Annotated in this window: 15 protein-coding genes; 13 read left to right on the forward strand and 2 right to left on the reverse strand. The window is 72.0% G+C overall.

What is annotated here, in order from left to right; translation table 11 throughout:
- Positions 1 to 8 precede the first annotated feature (8 nt).
- Positions 9 to 956, reverse strand: a complete 948-nt coding sequence (locus FHT38_RS10285; protein WP_183491686.1) for an esterase family protein — start codon at positions 954 to 956, stop codon at positions 9 to 11.
- 249 nt (positions 957 to 1,205) lie between these two features.
- Here FHT38_RS10285 and FHT38_RS10290 point away from each other — a divergent pair, with 249 nt between their 5' ends.
- The 13 genes from FHT38_RS10290 (at position 1,206) to FHT38_RS10350 (ending at position 16,905) form a co-directional block, all read left to right on the forward strand.
- Positions 1,206 to 2,000, forward strand: a complete 795-nt coding sequence (locus FHT38_RS10290; RefSeq protein ID WP_310737367.1) for an SDR family oxidoreductase — start codon at positions 1,206 to 1,208, stop codon at positions 1,998 to 2,000.
- A 145-nt stretch (positions 2,001 to 2,145) separates the two neighbouring features.
- Positions 2,146 to 3,000, forward strand: coding sequence for an ureidoglycolate lyase (locus tag FHT38_RS10295; protein ID WP_183491687.1), 855 nt, complete (start codon positions 2,146 to 2,148; stop codon positions 2,998 to 3,000).
- A gap of 26 nt (positions 3,001 to 3,026) precedes the next feature.
- The gene (locus FHT38_RS10300; protein ID WP_183491688.1) at positions 3,027 to 4,304 is read left to right on the forward strand and encodes an L-fuconate dehydratase; all 1,278 of its coding nucleotides are present in this window, start codon (positions 3,027 to 3,029) and stop codon (positions 4,302 to 4,304) included.
- Between the two features lie 133 nt (positions 4,305 to 4,437).
- On the forward strand, positions 4,438 to 7,308 hold the full coding sequence (galA, locus tag FHT38_RS10305; protein ID WP_255488653.1) for a beta-galactosidase GalA: 2,871 nt from the start codon (positions 4,438 to 4,440) through the stop codon (positions 7,306 to 7,308).
- Positions 7,309 to 7,348: 40 nt separating this feature from the next.
- Positions 7,349 to 8,923, forward strand: a complete 1,575-nt coding sequence (locus FHT38_RS10310; RefSeq protein ID WP_183491689.1) for a sugar ABC transporter ATP-binding protein — start codon at positions 7,349 to 7,351, stop codon at positions 8,921 to 8,923.
- Positions 8,920 to 9,903, forward strand: a complete 984-nt coding sequence (locus FHT38_RS10315; protein ID WP_091724662.1) for an ABC transporter permease — start codon at positions 8,920 to 8,922, stop codon at positions 9,901 to 9,903. Before FHT38_RS10310 ends, FHT38_RS10315 begins: the two co-directional genes overlap by 4 nt.
- Before the next feature lie 53 nt (positions 9,904 to 9,956).
- Positions 9,957 to 10,931: an ABC transporter substrate-binding protein gene (locus tag FHT38_RS10320; protein WP_183491690.1), complete on the forward strand. Its 975-nt coding sequence runs from the start codon at positions 9,957 to 9,959 to the stop codon at positions 10,929 to 10,931.
- A 59-nt stretch (positions 10,932 to 10,990) separates the two neighbouring features.
- Positions 10,991 to 12,004, forward strand: coding sequence for an aldo/keto reductase (locus tag FHT38_RS10325; protein ID WP_183492453.1), 1,014 nt, complete (start codon positions 10,991 to 10,993; stop codon positions 12,002 to 12,004).
- A 1-nt stretch (position 12,005) separates the two neighbouring features.
- A complete protein-coding gene (locus FHT38_RS10330; RefSeq protein ID WP_183491691.1) occupies positions 12,006 to 12,851 on the forward strand; it encodes an amidohydrolase in 846 nt (281 codons plus the stop codon).
- A complete protein-coding gene (locus FHT38_RS10335) occupies positions 12,845 to 13,855 on the forward strand; it encodes a zinc-binding alcohol dehydrogenase family protein (RefSeq protein ID WP_183479624.1) in 1,011 nt (336 codons plus the stop codon). Before FHT38_RS10330 ends, FHT38_RS10335 begins: the two co-directional genes overlap by 7 nt.
- Entirely contained in the window at positions 13,849 to 14,994 is a 1,146-nt protein-coding gene (locus FHT38_RS10340; protein ID WP_183491692.1) for a mannitol dehydrogenase family protein, read from the forward strand. The genes FHT38_RS10335 and FHT38_RS10340 overlap by 7 nt, the downstream gene beginning before the upstream one ends.
- Positions 14,995 to 15,008: 14 nt before the next feature.
- Positions 15,009 to 15,338 (forward strand): L-rhamnose mutarotase, encoded by a 330-nt coding sequence (locus tag FHT38_RS10345; RefSeq protein WP_183479628.1) that lies wholly within the window; start codon positions 15,009 to 15,011, stop codon positions 15,336 to 15,338.
- The gene (locus FHT38_RS10350) at positions 15,328 to 16,905 is read left to right on the forward strand and encodes a UxaA family hydrolase (protein ID WP_183491693.1); all 1,578 of its coding nucleotides are present in this window, start codon (positions 15,328 to 15,330) and stop codon (positions 16,903 to 16,905) included. The genes FHT38_RS10345 and FHT38_RS10350 overlap by 11 nt, the downstream gene beginning before the upstream one ends.
- Positions 16,906 to 16,915: 10 nt before the next feature.
- On the opposite strand, the gene FHT38_RS10355 is transcribed toward FHT38_RS10350, so the two are convergent.
- Entirely contained in the window at positions 16,916 to 17,638 is a 723-nt protein-coding gene (locus tag FHT38_RS10355) for a FadR/GntR family transcriptional regulator (protein ID WP_254783331.1), read from the reverse strand.
- Positions 17,639 to 17,649: the final 11 nt, after the last annotated feature.

Raw genomic sequence — 17,649 nt, forward strand, 5'->3', positions numbered from 1 at the left:
ATGGCGGTTCATCGGAAGAGCCGCTGCGAGAACTGGTACAGGTTGTCGCTCCAGCTCTCGCGGTCGTGCCCGCTGGCGTCGACGTTCCACTGGTGGGGCACGCCTTGCCGGAGCAGGTCCCGGTGCACCCGCTGCGAGACGCTGATCAGGCCATCCCGGTTGCCGCACGAGAGGTACAGCAGCGCCAGTTGCCGGCGCAGCGCGCCGGGATCGGGGATCAGCTCCGCCGTAGCCCGCGTGTTGGGCGCGGAGGAAAAACCGCCGATCCAGGCGAAGGTCTCGGGATGGCCCAGGCCGATGTTGAGCGCCTGCCCGCCGCCCATCGACAGCCCCGCGAGCGCGCGATGCCGCGCGTCCGCCCGGACCGGGTAGGCGGCCTCGACCGCGGGAATGAGGAAGTCCAGCAGGTCGCGCTCGAACTTCGCGAAGCCGGCCGCGTTGGCCTCGGTGAAGACGCGATCCGGCGGCGGCACGCTGTCGTCCGGCAACGCGCGGCCGTTGGGCATCACCACGATCATCGGCACCGCCTTGCCGTCGGCGATCAGGTTGTCCAGCACGGCGTTGGCCCGCACGTAGCCGGTCCATTCGTGCTGGTTGCCGCCGATGCCATGCAGCAGGTAGAGCACCGGATAACTGCGCTCGCGCGTGTAGCCGGCCGGCAGATAGACCAGCGCCTGGCGCCGGCCGCCGGTGACGCCCGACGCGTAGCTGAACGTCTCCACGCGACCCGGCGCCACGCCGGGCCGCGTTTCGTCGAAGCCTCGCGGCGGCGGTGGCGTCGAGCGGACATCGTCGGCCGCCAGCACGATCGGTCGGGCAAAGTTTGCGCGGGCCGCGTCCGGTGTCACCGGGCCGGCGTCCTGCGCTTGCGCGGTGGGCGCGAGGGCCAGCAGAAGCGCGCTCAGCAGCGCGCCCGACAACGCGCCAGGCAGGGGATCGAAGGAGCGGAAGGTCATGGGCTGCATCCCGGATGTGGACTGACCAGTATCGCAACATCTTCATTCGGTCTTACCGGCATAAACACGGAATCCTCGCCCCGCCCGCCCTACCCGGCCCCGCCCGCCGCGGGAAGGCGGATCGCCGCTCGACACACACTCCATCCGGTCGGACCAATTTGAAACGATACGAATCAAGGGTAGTTCCCGGGTGGGGATGACAACCCTGTCTGGCATAAACTGGTCAGACCTCTTGGCCGGATTTCGACCGTGAACCTGCCCCTTCCGCCCTCTTCCGCCGCTGGCGCCCTCGCTGGCAAGACCGTGCTGATCACCGCAGCCGCCCAAGGGATCGGCCGCGCGAGCGCACTGGCCTGCCTCGCGGCGGGCGCCGAGGTGATTGCCACCGACCTCGCGGCCCCTGGCCTGGACAGCCTGCGCGAAGACGCCGGAGATTCGTCCCGCTTGCGGACCGCGCCGCTCGACGTGCGCGACGACGCCGCCATCCAGTCCCTGGCGCGCGAGCTGCCGCCGCTGCACGGCCTCTTCAACTGCGCCGGCTTCGTCCATCACGGCTCGGTCCTGGACTGCGACGAGTCGGCCTGGGATTTCAGCATGGACCTCAACGTCAAGAGCATGTGGCGCATGCTGCGCGCCTTCCTGCCCGGCATGCTGGCCGAGGCGGCGCGCCCCGGTGGCAGCGCCTCGGTGCTGAACATGGCGTCGATGGCGTCCTCGGTGAAGGGCTTTCCCAACCGCTGCGTCTATGGCGTCAGCAAGGCGGCGGTGATCGGCCTGACCAAGTCGGTCGCGGCCGACTTCGTCAAGCAGGGCCTGCGCTGCAATGCGCTGTGCCCCGGCACGGTGGACACGCCCTCGCTGCGCGGACGCATCGCCGCGGCCGCCGATCCGGTGCAGGCCGAGCGCGACTTCATCGCGCGCCAGCCGATGGGACGCCTGGCCACGGTGGACGACATCGCGCCGCTGGTGGTGTTCCTGCTCAGCGACGCGTCCCGCTTCATCACCGGCCAGGCGGTCAGCGTCGACGGCGGCGTCACGATCTGAACCCCGTGGCCGTCGCCGTTTCCCGGTCGCCGGGCCGACAGGCCTTCGGGCCGTTCTGGCCTTCAAGCCGCCCCTCCGATTTCCTCTCGCCCCTCTCGCCCCTCTCGCCCCTCTCGCCTCTCTCGCCTCTCTCGCAAGGACTGCCATGAAACTGCTCCGCTACGGCCCGCCCGGCCAGGAACGCCCCGGCCTGCTGGACGCCGACGGCCAGGTGCGCGACCTCTCCGAACACATCGACGACCTCGCCGGCGAGGTGCTGACCCCCGCCGGCCTGTCGCTGCTGCGCCAGCTCGATCCCACCACCCTGCCCCGGGTCCCGGGCACGCCGCAGCGGGATCTGCGACTCGGTCCCTGCGTCGGCCAGGTCGGCAAGTTCATCTGCATCGGCCTGAACTACGCCGACCACGCCGCGGAGTCCGGCCTGCCGGTGCCGCAGGAGCCGGTGGTCTTCGCCAAATGGACCAGCGCGATCAGCGGTCCCGACGACCCGGTGCGCATCCCGCGGGGCTCGGTCAAAACGGACTGGGAGGTCGAGTTGGGCGTCGTCATCGGCGAGGGCGGCGCCTACATCGACGAGGCCGACGCGATGAAACACGTCGCCGGCTACTGCGTCGTCAACGACGTGTCCGAGCGCGAATGGCAGCTCGAGCGCGGCACGCAATGGGACAAGGGCAAGGGCTGCGACACCTTCGGGCCGCTCGGCCCCTGGCTGGTCACCGCGGACGAGATCCCGGACCCGCAGCAGCTGGACCTCTGGCTGGAGGTCGACGGGCACCGCTACCAGACCGGCAACACCCGCACGATGGTGTTCGGCGTGGCGCAGATCGTCAGCTACCTGAGCCGCTTCATGAGCCTGCAGCCGGGAGACGTCATCTCCACCGGCACGCCGCCCGGCGTCGGGCTGGGGCAGAAGCCGCCGGTCTACCTGCGGCCCGACCAGACGATGCGCCTGGGCATCGCCGGACTGGGCACGCAGACCCAGCGCACCGTCGCCGCCTGAAGCCCGCCGCACCTCACCCCGACCCCATGACCCGCATCACCAGTCTGCGCACCGTCGACGTGCGCTTCCCCACGTCGGCCCACCTGGACGGCTCCGACGCGATGAATCCCGATCCGGATTACTCGGCCGCTTACGTCATCCTCGAGACGGACCAGCCGGGCCTGGCGGGCCACGGCCTGACCTTCACCATCGGGCGCGGCAACGACCTGTGCTGCCGCGCCATCGAGGCAATGCGGCATCTCGTCGTCGGCCTGGATCTGGACTGGATCGCCGCCGACATGGGGCGCTTCTGGCGGCACGTGACCTCGGACAGCCAGCTGCGCTGGATCGGACCCGACAAGGGCGCGATCCACCTGGCCACCGGCGCCGTCGTCAACGCGGTCTGGGACCTGTGGGCCAAGGCCAAGGGCAAGCCGCTGTGGCGCCTGGTCGCCGACATGAGCCCCGAGGAGCTGGTGCGCTGCATCGACTTCCGCTACCTCACCGACTGCATCACGCCGGACGAGGCGCTCGCGCTGCTGACCCGCGCCGCCGAGGGCAAGGCCGAGCGCCTGGCCCAGCTCGAGCGCGAGGGCTATCCCTGCTACACGACCTCGGCCGGCTGGCTCGGCTACCCGGACGACAAGCTCCGGCGCCTGTGCCAGGAGGCGGTGGACGCCGGCTTCGGCCATGTGAAGCTCAAGGTCGGCCGCGACCGCGAGGACGACATCCGCCGCCTGCGCATCGCCCGCGAGGTGCTGGGGCCCGACCGCCGCCTGATGATCGACGCCAACCAGGTGTGGGACGTGCCGGTGGCCATCGACTGGCTGAAGGACCTGGCCTTCGCGCGGCCCTGGTTCATCGAAGAGCCCACCAGCCCCGACGACGTCGAGGGCCATCGCGCGATCCGCGAGGCCATCGCGCCGATGCGGGTCGCCACCGGCGAGATGTGCCAGAACCGCATCCTGTTCAAGCAGTTCATCATGCGCGGCGCGATCGACGTGGTGCAGATCGACAGCTGCCGCCTGGGCGGCGTCAACGAGATCCTGGCGGTGCTGCTGATGGCCGCCAAGCATGGCCTGCCGGTGTGCCCGCACGCGGGCGGCGTGGGCCTGTGCGAGTACGTGCAGCACCTGTCCGTCATCGACTTCCTGTGCGTCTCCGCCAGCCGCGAGGACCGGGTGATCGAGTATGTCGACCACCTGCATGAGCACTTCGTCGATCCCTGCGTCGTGCGTGGCGCCGCCTACCTGCTGCCGACCGCTCCGGGCTTCTCCATCACGATGAAACCCGAGTCGCTGGAGCGGTATCGCTTCCGCGGCTGAGCCGTCGGCTCGGTGTTTTCACCGGTAAGACCGAAAGTAGATTCTGAGAAACTGGTAAGACCACATCAACGGCCGTCAGAGCCTCGAAGGACCGCCGCCTTTCCGGCGCCGCGGTCCTCGTCATGGAGACAAGATGTTCAAGACGATGACGCGCCCTGCGTCACTGGTTCATGGGCTGTTGATCGCCTGCCTGGCGATCGCGGCGCTGCTGCCCGCTACCGCGCGCGCCGAGGAGCCGCGCGAGCGCCTGTCGCTGGACGCCGGCTGGCTGTTCCACCGCGGCGAAGTGCCGCCGCCGCCGGTCAAGGGACACGGCGCGAGCTACCACCAGGCCAAGACGGGCGGCGTCGTCGGCGCCGGTGGGGCGGAGTTCGACGACTCCGGCTGGCGCCGGCTGGACCTGCCGCACGACTGGGCGATCGAGAACGCCTTCGACCGTCAAGAGAACGCGTCGCAGGGCTACCGCGCCCGAGGCATCGGCTGGTACCGGCGTTATCTGCAGCTGCCGGAATCCGACCGGAGCCGCCACATCGAGCTGCAGTTCGACGGCATCGCGACGCACAGCACGGTGTGGGTCAACGGCATCGTGGTGAATCGCAACTGGTCCGGCTACAACGGCCGCGCCATCGACATCACGCCCTACCTGCGCTACGGCGACGAGGTGAACAGCATCGCGGTGCGCGTCGACGCGGACGCCCAGGAAGGCTGGTGGTACGAAGGCGCCGGCATCTACCGCCATGTCTGGCTGGTCAAGCGCGACCCGCTGCACATCGCCACCGACGGCCTCTACGCCAATCCGGTGCAGCGCGACGGCCACTGGACGCTGCCGGTCGAGGTGCAGGTCGACAACACCGGCGAGGCCGCGCGGGCCGCGGTCGTGTCGCTTGAGGTGACCGGCCCCGACGGCGCCGTGGTGGCCCGGAAGGAGACCCGCGTCAGCGTCGCCGCGCTGGACTCGGCCACCGCGCGCCTGACGCTGGACATCCGGCAACCCGCGCTCTGGTCGCCGCGATCGCCGCGGCTGTATCGCGTGCGGGCGGTGCTGCGCCAACCCGGCGCCGGGCCGCTGCGCGAGATCGACGCCACCGAGCTGCACACCGGTTTCCGCACGCTGCGCTTCGATGCCGAGCGGGGCTTCTTCCTCAACGGCGAAGCGCTCAAGCTGCAGGGCGTGTGCATCCACCAGGACCATGCCGGCGTCGGCGTCGCGGTGCCGACGGCGATCTGGGAATTCCGCCTGCGCCGCCTCCGGGAAATGGGCGTGAACGCGGTGCGCTTCGCCCACAACGCGGTGGCGCCGGAGGTCATGGACCTGGCGGACCGCCTGGGCCTGCTGGTGATGGACGAGAACCGCAACTTCAGTGCGAGCCCGGACGCGATGGCCCAGCTGACCTGGCTGGTGCGGCGCGACCGCAACCGGCCCAGCGTGATCCTCTGGTCCCTGTTCAACGAAGAGCCGCTGCAAGGCACCTGGCAAGGCCGCGAGATGGCGCGCCGCATGGCCGCCGAGATCAAGCGGCTGGACCCGAGCCGGCCGGTCACCGCGGGCATGCACGACGGCCTCTTCGCCGATCGCAACGCCTCGGAGGTGCTGGACGTGGTCGGCGTCAACTACCAGGTCCATGCCTACGACCGCTACCACCGCGAGCATCCGGGCCGGCCGATGGTCAGTTCCGAGGACACCTCCGCCTACATGACGCGCGGCGCCTGGCGCAGCGACCGGCAGGCGCAGGTGCTGGGCAGCCACGACGACGAGCCCTCGTCCTGGGGCCAGACCCATCGCGAGGCCTGGCGGCACATCGCGCAGCGGCCGTTCATGGCGGGCGGCTTCGTCTGGAGCGGCTTCGACTACCACGGCGAGCCCACGCCCTTCGAATGGCCGAGCGCCTCGACCTTCTTCGGCGCCCTGGACCTGTGCGGTTTCCCCAAGGCGGCCTTCTACATCCGGCAGGCGCAATGGGTGAAGGACCGCACCGTGGTCAAAATCCTGCCGCACTGGAACTGGGCCGGCAGCGAGGGCCAGCCGGTGAAGGTGATGGTCGCCACCAACGCGCCGCGCGTGCGCCTGCTGCTGAACGGCCAGACGGTCGCGGAGCAGGCGGCGGACCGCGACGGCATCGTCAGCGTCGACCTGCCCTACTCGCCGGGCCGGCTGGAGGCCGTCGCGCTGGAGGGCCCGCGTGAACTGGCCCGCGACCTGGTGGAGACCAGCGGCGCCCCGGCCCGCCTGGTGCTTGCCGCCGACCGCGCCACGCTGGCCGGCGACGGCCGCGATGCGGTGGCGGTGACCGTCAGCGCGGTCGATGCGCAGGGTCGCCCGGTACCGACCGCCAACCTGATGGTGCGCTTCGAGACCACCGGCGCCGGCCGCCTGATCGGCGTCGGCAATGGCGATCCCAATTCGCATGAAGCGTCCAAGGCGCCGGAGCGCTCGCTCTTCAACGGCCTGGCGCAGGCGATCCTCCAGACCGACCGTGACGGCCAGGGACCGCTGCGGCTGCGCGCGACGGCGGACGGGCTGGCGGCCGCCGAGCTGGTGCTGGACGTGCGCCCGGCGCGGGTCCCGTCGGCGCCGGCCGCGGAGGCGATCAGCCGCGTCGGCGGCTGGCGCATCTCGCCGCCCCAGGCCACGCGTCCCGATCCCAACCAGGTGCTGGCGGAGAACGACATGAACAGCTGGGGCTGGGGCGAACCGCCGCTCCGGCAGCCGGCCGAGGCCGCGCCGTGGCGGGCCTACCGCACCTCGCTGCGCCTGCGCGCCGACCGCAACGATGGCCAGGGACAGCTGCTGTTCCAGGAGATCGCAGGGCAGGCCGAAGTCTGGGTCGACGGCGTCAAGATCGGCGAGAAGACCTCGCCAGCGCCCGGCCCCTTGCGCCTGTCGCTGGCCCAGGGACCGGGCTGGCGCACCATGACCGTGCTGGTGCGCGCGCAGCCGGGCCAGCCCTCGGGCCTCATCGGGCGGGTTTCGCTCGAACGCGGCCAGGCGAAGGCCGCGCCATGAGATACGCCGCCCGGCCGCATGCGATGGGAGGCTTGCGCCGATGAACGCGCTGCCCGACACGTCCACCCTCCCCGCCCTCCCCGCGCTGCTGGGCATGCGCGGCGTGTGCAAGCGTTTCGACAACGTCGTCGCGCTCGCCGATGTCGCGCTGGAGGTTCATCGCGGCGAGGTCCATGCGATCTGCGGCGAGAACGGCGCCGGCAAATCCACGCTGATGAAGGTGCTCAGCGGCGTGCATGCGCCCGACGACGGCGAGCTGCGCATCGATGGCGAGCCGGTGCGCCTGGAGGGCCTCGCGCATGCGCAGCGCCTGGGCATCGTGATGATCCACCAGGAGCTGAACCTGGTGCCGCAGCTCACGGTGGCCGAGAACATCTGGCTGGGCCGCGAGCCGCGGCGCGGCTGGTTCGTCGACCGGCAGCGCCAGCGGGACGGCGCGCGCGCCTGCCTGGCCCGGCTGGGCGCCGACATCGATCCGGACGCCCTGGTCGCGACGCTGCCGATCGCGCAGCGGCAGCTGGTCGAGATCGCCAAGGCGCTGTCGCTCCAGGCGCGGCTGCTGATCATGGACGAGCCGACGTCCTCGCTGGGCGAGGCCGACGCGGCGCGGCTGCTGCAGGTCGTGCGCGAGCTGCGGCGCGAAGGCGTGGGGATCCTCTACATCTCGCACCGGCTCGATGAACTCGAGCGCATCGCCGACCGCGTCACCGTGCTGCGCGACGGCCGGTACATCGCCACCCGCCACTGGCACGAAACCTCGATCGACGAGATCGTCAGCCTGATGGTGGGCCGCGAGCTGCACCAGCAGTTCCCGCCGGCCACGCGGCAGCCGGTCGACGAGGTGCTGCTGCGCGTGCGCGGCCTGCGGCGCCACGGCGTCTTCGGGCCGCTGGACTTCGAGCTGCGGCGCGGCGAGATCCTGGGTTTCGCGGGCCTGGTCGGCGCTGGTCGCACCGAGACCGCCCGCGCGCTCTTCGGGGCCGACCCGCTGGACGGCGGCGAGATCGAGTTCGGCGGACAAGCGCTGGACATCCGCTGCCCGCGCGACGCGATCGAGGCCGGCATCGCCTATGTCTCCGAGGATCGCAAGGCCCACGGACTGGCGGTGGCCATGAGCGTCGCCCACAACATCACGATGGCCAACCTGGGCGCGCTGACCCGCGGGCCCGGCCTCATCGACGCGGCGCGCGAGCGGGAGACCGCCGAGCGCTTCATCCGGCAGCTGCAGATCCGCACGCCCTCGCCGGACCAGATCGCGCGGCTGCTCTCCGGCGGCAACCAGCAGAAGGTGGTCATCGCCAAGTGGCTGTTCCGCCAGGCGCGGGTGATCGTCTTCGACGAGCCCACGCGCGGCATCGACGTGGGCGCCAAGTACGCCATCTATGCGCTGATGGACCAGCTCGCGGCGCAAGGCGTCGGCGTTGTGCTCATCAGCTCCGACCTGCCCGAGATCTTCGGCCTGACCGACCGCATCGCAGTGTTCCGCCAGGGCCGCATCGCCGGCGTGCTGGACACGCGCGGCAGCAGCCAGCAGGACGTGATGCACCTGGCCTCGGTCGGCCCGGCTTCCCCATCCCCAGCGCCGGACGCGGCGCCCGAGACGACTGCCCCATGAACGAACGACAGAAAGACCTGCTCCAGAAGTTCGCCGCGCTGGCCGGCCTGCTGGCGCTCGTGCTGGTGTTCTCGCTGACCAGCAACGCCTTCTTCAGCGTGGGCAACGCGATGACGGTGTCGCTGCAGGTGAGCACCATCGTCTACCTCGGCCTGGGCGCCACGCTGGTCATCCTGACCGGCGGCATCGACCTGTCGGTGGGTTCGGTGCTGGCCCTGTCGGGCGTGACGGCCGGGCTGCTGGTCAAGCAGGGCTTGCCGGTGGCGCCCGCGATGGCCGCCGGCATCGTGGTGGGCGGGCTGTGCGGCGCCGTCAACGGGCTCTGCGTGACGCGGCTGCGCCTGCCGCCCTTCATCGCGACGCTGGGCATGATGCTGGTGGCGCGCGGCCTGGCGCTGCAGCTGACCGACGCGCGCGCCGTCTCCGGCCTGGGCGAGGCCTTCGGCGTGCTGGGCAACGGCGCGCTGTGGCGCATCGAGGAGATCGATGCGCAGGGCTTCCCCAACGTGATCTTTCCCGGCATCCCCTACCCGGTGCTGCTGATGGTGGCGCTGGCGGTGATCGTGGGGCTGCTGCTGCGCCGCACGCTGCTGGGCCGGCACCTGCATGCGGTGGGCTCCAACGCCGAGGCCGCACGCCTGTCGGGCGTCCACGTGGCGCGCGTGGCGATGTTCGCCTACACCTGCTCCGGCGCACTGGCTGGCCTGTGCGGCTGCGTGCTGATGTCGCGCCTGGTGACCGCGCAGCCCAACGAGGGCGTGATGTACGAGCTCGACGCCATCGCCGCCGCGGTCATCGGCGGCACCTCGCTGAGCGGCGGCGTGGGCAGCGTGTCCGGCACCGTCATCGGCGCCTTCGTCATCGGCGTGCTGCGCAACGGCCTGAACATGAACGGCGTGTCGGCGTTCTCGCAGCAGATCATCATCGGCCTGGTCATCCTCCTCACCGTGTGGATCGACCAGCTCCGCAACCGGCGCTGAAGACCGGCGCAGAACACCGGCGCAAGACCGGCACATCCCACCAGGAGACCCGCATGCCCCGCATCCCTTCGTCCCTCGCTCCCTTTGCGATCCGCGGCCTGCGGCGCGCGCTGCTCGGTGCCGGCCTCGCGCTGCTGGGCGCGAGCGCCCAGGCCGGCGAGATCGCCGTCATCGTCAAGACCACCAACTCCAGCTTCTGGCAGAACGTCAACAAGGGCGCCGACGCGGCGATCAAGGAGACCACCGGCCACACGCTGACCTTCTCCGGCCCGGCGTCGGAATCGGCGGTCGCCGACCAGGTCAACCTGGTGGAGAACGCGGTCAACCGCCGCGTCGCGGGCATCGTGCTCGCGCCGTCCGACCCCGATGCGCTGGTGCCGGCCATCAAGCGCGCGTGGGAGGCCCGCATCCCCGTGGTGCTGATCGACTCCCGGGTGTCCGACGCCGGCAAGACCTACTACCAGTCCTTCCTGTCCACGGACAACATCGCGGCGGGCGAGCTCTGCGCCAAGGCGCTGATCGCGCGCGTCGGCACCACCGGCAAGGTCGCGCTCATGTCCTACGTGGCCGGCGCGGGCTCGGAGGCGGACCGTGTCGGCGGCTTCAAGCGCTACCTGCAGGCCCACTCGAAGCTGGAGATCGTCGGCCCGTACTACTCGCAGTCGCAGATGGCCACCGCGATGAACCAGACCACCGACGTGCTGGCGGCCCATCGCGACCTCAAGGCCCTGTTCGGCGCGAACGAGCCGACTGCGGTCGGCATGGGCCGCGCGCTGGTGCAGAGCGGTCGCGCCGGCCAGGTGGTGGCCATCGGTTTCGACGGCAACCAGGACCTGCAGAAGTTCGTCCAGGACGGCACGCTGGAGGGCATCGCGGTGCAGAGCTCGTTCCGCATGGGCTACCTGGGCGTCAAGACGGTGGACGAGCTGCTGCAGCGCAAGCCGGTGCCCAAGTTCCGCGACACCGGCGTGGTCTGGGTCAACAAGACCAACCTGCAATCGCCCGAGGCCCGGGCGGTCCTCTACTGATGAGCGTCGTGCCTTCGTCCCTGGCGCCCCCGCCCCTCGCCGACCGCGCGGCCGCCGTCATGCCCGCACCGGACCGTCCCTTGCGCCAGGCCCTGCGCGCGTGTCCGCTGGGCCTGGGCGCCGCCGCGCTGGCGGGGCTCTACGACGCGCTCGACGAGGCCACGGCCGCCGCGACGCTGCAGGCCGCCTGGGACGCCGGCCTGCGCTGCATCGACACCGCGCCGTTCTACGGCTACACGCGCAGCGAGCACCGCGTCGGCGCCTTCCTGGCCGGACGGCCGCGCGACGGGCTGGTGCTCTCGACCAAGGTGGGGCGCCTGCTCCGGCCCGACGCGAGCGTGCAGCCCGGCAGCGACGGCTGGGCCGACCCGCTGCCCTTCCGCCCCGTCTTCGACTACAGCTACGACGGCGTGATGCGCTCGTTCGAGGACAGCCTGGCGCGCCTGGGCGGCGCGCGCATCGACCTGCTGCTGGTGCATGACATCGGCCGCGCCACCCACGGCCAGCAGCACGGGCGCCACTGGCGCGCGCTCACCCAGGGCCGGGGCTTTCGCGCGCTCGAGTCGCTGCGCGACCAGGGCGCGGTGCAGGCCATCGGGCTGGGGGTGAATGAATGGGAGGTGGCCTGGGACGCGCTGTCGGCCGCGCCGATCGACTGCGTGCTGCTGGCCGGCCGCTACACGCTGCTGGAACAGGGGGCGCTCGGTTTCATGGACCGCTGCGCGGCGGACGGTGTGGACGTCCTCATTGGCGGGCCGTTCAACTCCGGGCTGCTGGCGGGCCAGGCCAAGTACGACTACGGCGCCGTGCCGGCGGCGGTGCGCGAGCGCGCCGAGGCGCTGGCCGCCGTCTGCGCCGAATTCGAGGTGCCCCTGCCGGCGGCCGCGCTGCAGTTCCCGCTGGCCCATCCGGCGGTGGCGAACGTGCTGTCGGGCATGCGTTCGCCGGACCAGGTGCGGCGCAATGTCGACTGGATGCGGCAGCCGATTCCCGGCGCGCTTTGGCACGCCTTGCGCGATCGCGGCCTGATCCACGCCGGCGTGCCGCTGCCGGACGAACCGGGGGCGGGCTGACATGCGGGTCGATGCCCACCAGCATTTCTGGCGCCTCGCCGACCGCGAGGGGCAGTGGCCGCCGCCCACGCTGGCGGCCATCCACCGGGACTTCGGCCCGCAGGACCTCGAGCCGCAACTGCGCGCCTGCGGCATCGACGCGACGGTGCTGGTGCAGTCGCTGCCCAGCGTCGAGGACACGCGCTGGATGCTGTCCGTCGCGGCGCGGACGCCCTGGGTGCGCGGCGTGGTCGGCTGGGTCGACTTCAAGGCGACCGACGCCGCGGCGCAGATCGACGAGCTGGCGCGCGACCCCGCGCTCAAGGGCCTGCGACCGATGCTGCAGGACCTGCCGCGGGACGACTGGATCGACGATCCGGCCTGCGCGCCCGCGGCCGCCGCGATGCAGCGGCACGACCTGGTCTTCGACGCGCTGGTGCTGCCGCGCCAGCTTCCCGCGCTGGGCCGCTTCGCCCGGCGCCATCCCGGCCTGCGCCTGGTCGTCGACCATGCCGCCAAGCCCTTCATCGCGCGCGGCGAGCTCGAGCCCTGGCGCACCGACCTCGCCGCGCTGGCCGCCCTGCCCCAGGTCCACTGCAAGGTCTCCGGCCTGCTGACCGAGGCGGGAGACCGCCTCGACGACGCGGCGCTGCGGCCCTACGTGCAGGCGCTGTGGGAGCTCTTCGGTCCGCGCCGGCTGCTGTGGGGCAGCGACTGGCCCGTGCTGCGCCTGGCCGCGGACTACGCGCCCTGGTGGCACCAGGCGCAGCGCCTGGCCAGCCAGCTCCACCCCGCACCGGCCGCCGCCGACCTGGATGCCCTGTTTGGCGGCAATGCCGCCGCCCTCTACCGCCTCACGCCATGCTGACCGTCCTCTGCGAATCCCCGGGCACCCTTGCCGTCCACCATCGTCCCAAGCCGCAACGCCAAACCGGCGAGGTGCTGCTGCGCGTCCGCCGCGTGGGCGTGTGCGGGACCGACCTCCACATCTTCACCGGCCACCAGCCCTACCTCGCCTACCCGCGGGTCATGGGGCATGAACTGTCCGGCGTGGTCGAGGAGGCGGATCCCGACAGCGGCCTGCAGCCCGGCGACACCGTGTATGCGATGCCCTACCTGTCCTGCGGCCGCTGCCGGGCCTGCCGCCAGGGCAAGTCCAACTGCTGCGTGCAGATGCAGGTGCTGGGCGTGCATCGCGACGGCGCCTTCACCGAGTACCTCTGCCTGCCCCGCCGCTTCGTCGGCAAGGCGGACGGCCTCACGCTGGACCAGGCCGCGATGGTGGAGTTCCTGGCCGTCGGGGCGCACGCGGTGCGTCGCGGCGAGGTCGGCGCCGGACAGCGCGTGCTGGTGGTGGGGGCCGGTCCGATCGGGCTGGGCGCGATGCTGTTTGCCGCCCTGCGCGGCGCCACCGTGGTGGCGCTGGACAGCCGGCGGGACCGGCTCGAGGTCGCGCGCGCCCACGCCGGCATCGCGGCCGCGGTGCCGCTGGGCGACGGCGACGAGGCCGAACTCGCGCGGCTGACCGACGGCGAGTTCTTCGACGTGGTGTTCGACGCCACCGGCAATCCGCAGGCGATGGAGCGCGGCTTCCGTTTCATCGCGCATGGCGGCCGCTACGTGCTGCTGTCCATCGTGCAGGGCGACATCCGCTTCTCCGATCCGGAGTTCCACAAGCGCGAGGCCACGCTGCTCAGCAGCCGCAACGCCACGATGGAGGACTTCGACACCGTGATCGCCGCGATGCGCGCGGGCCAGGTGCCGCATGCCGCGCTCGCGACGCATCGCCTGGCGCTGGGCGACCTGCCGGCGCGCTTCCCCGACCTGCTCGATCCCGGGCAAGGCGTGATCAAGGCGCTGGTCGAATGCTGAGCCCTGGCCTGGACGGCGCGCCGCCGATCCTTCAATTCGGCACCGGGCGCTTCCTGCAGGCCCATGTGGACCTGCTCGTCAGCGAGGCGGCGGAGACCGGCGACGCGCTGGGCGGTATCACCGTGGTGCAGAGCACCGACCATCCGGACAGCACCCGCCGCGCGCGGGAACTGGCCCGCGCGCAGGGGTTTCCCGTCGTGCTGCGCGGTCTGGTCGGCGGCGTGCCGGTGGAGATGCAGCGCACCTGCCGCTCGGTGCGCGAGGTCCTGCATGCCGCCGCCGACTGGCCCGCGGTGCGCGAGCGCGTGCGCGGACCGGTGCGAGTGATCGTGTCCAACACCGGCGACGAGGGCTGGGCGCTGTCGCTGCGCGACGGCCCGGCGCTGCTGGCCGACGCGGCGCCCGCGCCCGAGGCCTTCCCGGCCCGGCTGCTGGTGCTGCTGCACGACCGCTGGCAGGCGGCCCCGGACGCCGGGCTGACGCTGCTGCCCTGCGAGCTGGTCTCGCGCAACGGCGCCGTCCTGGGCGACCTGGTGGTGGCCCTGGCGCGGTCCTGGCACTGCCCGCCGGCCTTCATCGACTGGCTGCTCGGCCACGTCGTCTGGGCCAGCTCGCTGGTCGACCGCATCGTGGCCCAGGCGCTGGAGCCGGTCGGCGCGGTGGCCGAGCCCTATGCGCTGTGGGCCGTGCAGGCCCAGCCGGGCCTGCAGCTGCCGTGCCGGCACCCGGCGCTCATCGTGACCGAGGACCTCGCGCGCCATGAACGGCTCAAGCTCTTCCTGCTGAACCTGGGCCACACGATGCTGGCGGAGCTCTGGCGCGTCCTCGACCGGGCGCCGGACATGACGGTGCGGCAGGCCATGGAAGACCCCGCGCTGCGCCAGCCGCTCGAGGACACCTGGCAGGAGGAGGTGCTGCCGGTGCTGGCGGCGCTCGGGCAAGGCGAGGAGGCGCTCGTCTACCTGGACGGCCTGCGCGACCGCTTGCTCAACCCCTTCCTCGAGCACCGGCTCGCCGACATCGCGCAGCACCACGCGAGCAAGAAGGCCCGCCGCCTGCTGCCGGTGGTCGAGCTGGCGCGGCGGCATGTGCCGGCGCTGTCCCAGTCGCGGCTGCGGACCGCCCTCAGGACCTCGTGATCAAGGAGCAGGACATGGAACGCATGGGCATGGTGATCGGCATCGCGCCGGAGCACATCGCCGAATACAAGCGCCTGCACGCGGCCGTCTGGCCGGCGGTGCTGGCCCGGCTGGCGGCGTCGAACGTGCGCAACTACAGCATCTTCCTGCGCGAGCCGGAGCACCTGCTGTTCAGCTACTGGGAGTACCACGGCAGCGACTATGCGGCCGACATGGCCGCCATCGCTGCGGACCCCGAGACCCAGCGCTGGTGGACCTTCTGCGGCCCCTGCCAGCGCCCGCTGGACAGCCGGGCCGAGGGCGAGCACTGGGCCGCGATGGAGCAGGTGTTCCATGTCGACTGAATCGCCGGGCGAAGGCGCCGCCGCGGATCCAGGGCCCCTGCCGGCCTCGGCGCTGATCGTCCTGCATCCGGACGACAACATCGCGGTCGCGCGGTTCGCGCTGCCCGCCGGCGCACGCATCGCCCGCCCCCACGGGCCCACGCTGCCAGTGCTGGCGCCGATCGAGGCCGGGCACAAGGTCGCGCTGCGCGCGATCGGGCGCGGCGAGCTGGTGCTCAAGTACGGCCAGCCCATCGGCCTGGCCAGCGCGCCGATCGAGCCCGGCGCCCACGTGCATGGGCACAACCTCGAGATGGCCGAGGTGATGCCGCCGCGAGCGGCGGCGCAGGCCGCGGACGCCGCGGCTGCCGTGATGCCCGTCGACTCGGCGGCGACCTTCGAGGGCTACCGGCGCGCGGATGGCCGCGTCGGCACCCGCAACTACATCGGCGTCATCGCGTCGGTGAACTGCTCCGCGACCGTCTGCAAGGCGATCGCGCAGGTCTTCCAGGGGCCGGGCCTGCCGGCGGGCGTGGACGGCGTGGTGGCCATCACCCACGGCAGCGGCTGCGGCATGAGCGCGGAGGGCGACGGCCTGGTGCTGCTGCAGCGGACGCTGCGCGGTTATGCGGCGCATCCCAACTTCGCCGCCGTGCTGCTGGTCGGCCTGGGCTGCGAGGTCAACCAGATCGAGCCGCTCGTCCAGGCGCTGCCGGCGGCCACCCGCGAGCGCCTGCGCCTGCTGACCATCCAGGAGGCCGGCGGCACCCGGGAAGCCGTCGAGCAAGGCCAGGCGCTGGTGCGCGAGCTCGCCGAGCAGGCGGGGCTGGCGCGCCGCAGCACGGTGCCGATGTCGGCGCTGGTGGTGGGGCTGCAGTGCGGCGGGTCGGACGGCTACTCGGGCATCAGCGCCAATCCCGCGCTGGGCGCCGCGGTCGACCTGCTGGTGCGCCATGGCGGCACCGCCCTGCTGTCGGAGACGCCGGAGATCCATGGCGCCGAACACCTGCTGACCGCGCGGGCCGCGTCGCCCGAGGTCGCCCGGCGACTGCTGGACCGCCTGCAGTGGTGGGAGCAGTACGCGGCGCGCCATGGCGCGCGGCTGGACAACAACCCCTCGCCCGGCAACAAGGCGGGCGGCATCACCACCATCCTGGAGAAGTCGCTGGGCGCGGTCGCAAAGGGCGGCGGCAGCCCGCTGAACGACGTGATCGAGTACGCCGAGCCGGTCCGCGCGCGCGGGCTGGTCTTCATGGACACGCCGGGCTACGACCCGGTGTCGGCGACGGGACAGGTCGCGGGCGGCGCCACGCTGATCTGCTTCACCACCGGCCGCGGCTCGACCTACGGCTGCAAGCCGACGCCCTCGCTGAAGCTGGCCACGACCACCGCGCTGTTCGAGCGCATGCGCCTGGACATGGACTTCAATGCCGGCGGCATCGTCGACGGCACGCAGACCGTGGCCGAGGCCGGCGCGGCGCTCTTCGAGCTGATGCGCGAGACCGCCTCGGGCCGCCGCACGCTCAGCGAGGAACACGGCCTGGGCGACAACGAGTTCGTGCCCTGGCAGCTCGGGGCGGTGATGTGAGCGCCGCGGCTCAGAGCATCAGGGCGCCGCGCGACGGGATCTCCGCGGCATCGCCGGTCCAGCGCGCATGCGAGGCGATCAGGTGACGGCAGATCGCCGCCGACGCGGCCTGCGGGTCGCGGGCCTCCAGCGCCTGGTAGATGGCCTCGTGCTCGGCCAGCGCGTCCTTCCAGGTGTCGTTCGACTCGATCTGGCCGCTCATGTGCAACGACAGCGGGCTGTGGCGGCCATCGAAGAGCGATCCGACCATGTCGACGAGGACCGAATTGCCGCTCATCTCCGCGATGCTCAGGTGGAAGCGGCGGTCGGCCTCCACCGGCTTGAGCCCACTGGCCAGTTCGGCGCGCATCGCGTCCAGGGCTTCCTGCACGCGTTGCAGTCCCGCCTTGGTGACGCGGGCGGCGGCCAGCGTGATCACGGCGCTCTCCAGCACCAGCCGCGCATGCATCAGTTCCGCCGGGCTGTCGCCCAGGGACGGCGTCCCGTTGTCCTCCAGCGGGTGGACGCTGGTCACATAGACGCCGGAGCCGCCGCGGATCTCGATCCGGCCTTCGATCTCCAGCGCGATCAGCGCCTCGCGCAGCGAGGGTCGCGACACCCCCAGCTGCAGCGCCAGTTCCCGCTCCGCCGGCAGGCGCGCCCCGGCGGAAAAGCCGCCGGTCTCGATGAGGGACCGGATGCGGTCGGCAACCAACTGGTATTGCCGGCGGGTCTCGCCGCCGCGGTGTGGCATGGCCATGCTCT

The organism is Mitsuaria sp. BK041, assembly GCF_014193085.1.
GTDB lineage: Bacteria > Pseudomonadota > Gammaproteobacteria > Burkholderiales > Burkholderiaceae_C > Roseateles.

Bases quoted from the DNA above. Each gene is read 5' to 3' on its own strand.
- FHT38_RS10325 (WP_183492453.1), top strand. From the start codon at position 10,991: ATGCCCGCACCGGACCGTCCCTTGCGCCAGGCCCTGCGCGCGTGTCCG.
- FHT38_RS10345 (WP_183479628.1), top strand. From the start codon at position 15,009: ATGGAACGCATGGGCATGGTGATCGGCATCGCGCCGGAGCACATCGCC.
- FHT38_RS10355 (WP_254783331.1), bottom strand. From the start codon at position 17,638: ATGCCACACCGCGGCGGCGAGACCCGCCGGCAATACCAGTTGGTTGCC.
- FHT38_RS10310 (WP_183491689.1), top strand. From the start codon at position 7,349: ATGAACGCGCTGCCCGACACGTCCACCCTCCCCGCCCTCCCCGCGCTG.
- FHT38_RS10340 (WP_183491692.1), top strand. From the start codon at position 13,849: ATGCTGAGCCCTGGCCTGGACGGCGCGCCGCCGATCCTTCAATTCGGC.
- FHT38_RS10300 (WP_183491688.1), top strand. From the start codon at position 3,027: ATGACCCGCATCACCAGTCTGCGCACCGTCGACGTGCGCTTCCCCACG.
- FHT38_RS10295 (WP_183491687.1), top strand. From the start codon at position 2,146: ATGAAACTGCTCCGCTACGGCCCGCCCGGCCAGGAACGCCCCGGCCTG.
- FHT38_RS10350 (WP_183491693.1), top strand. From the start codon at position 15,328: ATGTCGACTGAATCGCCGGGCGAAGGCGCCGCCGCGGATCCAGGGCCC.
- FHT38_RS10320 (WP_183491690.1), top strand. From the start codon at position 9,957: ATGCCCCGCATCCCTTCGTCCCTCGCTCCCTTTGCGATCCGCGGCCTG.
- FHT38_RS10335 (WP_183479624.1), top strand. From the start codon at position 12,845: ATGCTGACCGTCCTCTGCGAATCCCCGGGCACCCTTGCCGTCCACCAT.
- galA (WP_255488653.1), top strand. From the start codon at position 4,438: ATGTTCAAGACGATGACGCGCCCTGCGTCACTGGTTCATGGGCTGTTG.
- FHT38_RS10285 (WP_183491686.1), bottom strand. From the start codon at position 956: ATGACCTTCCGCTCCTTCGATCCCCTGCCTGGCGCGTTGTCGGGCGCG.
- FHT38_RS10330 (WP_183491691.1), top strand. From the start codon at position 12,006: ATGCGGGTCGATGCCCACCAGCATTTCTGGCGCCTCGCCGACCGCGAG.
- FHT38_RS10315 (WP_091724662.1), top strand. From the start codon at position 8,920: ATGAACGAACGACAGAAAGACCTGCTCCAGAAGTTCGCCGCGCTGGCC.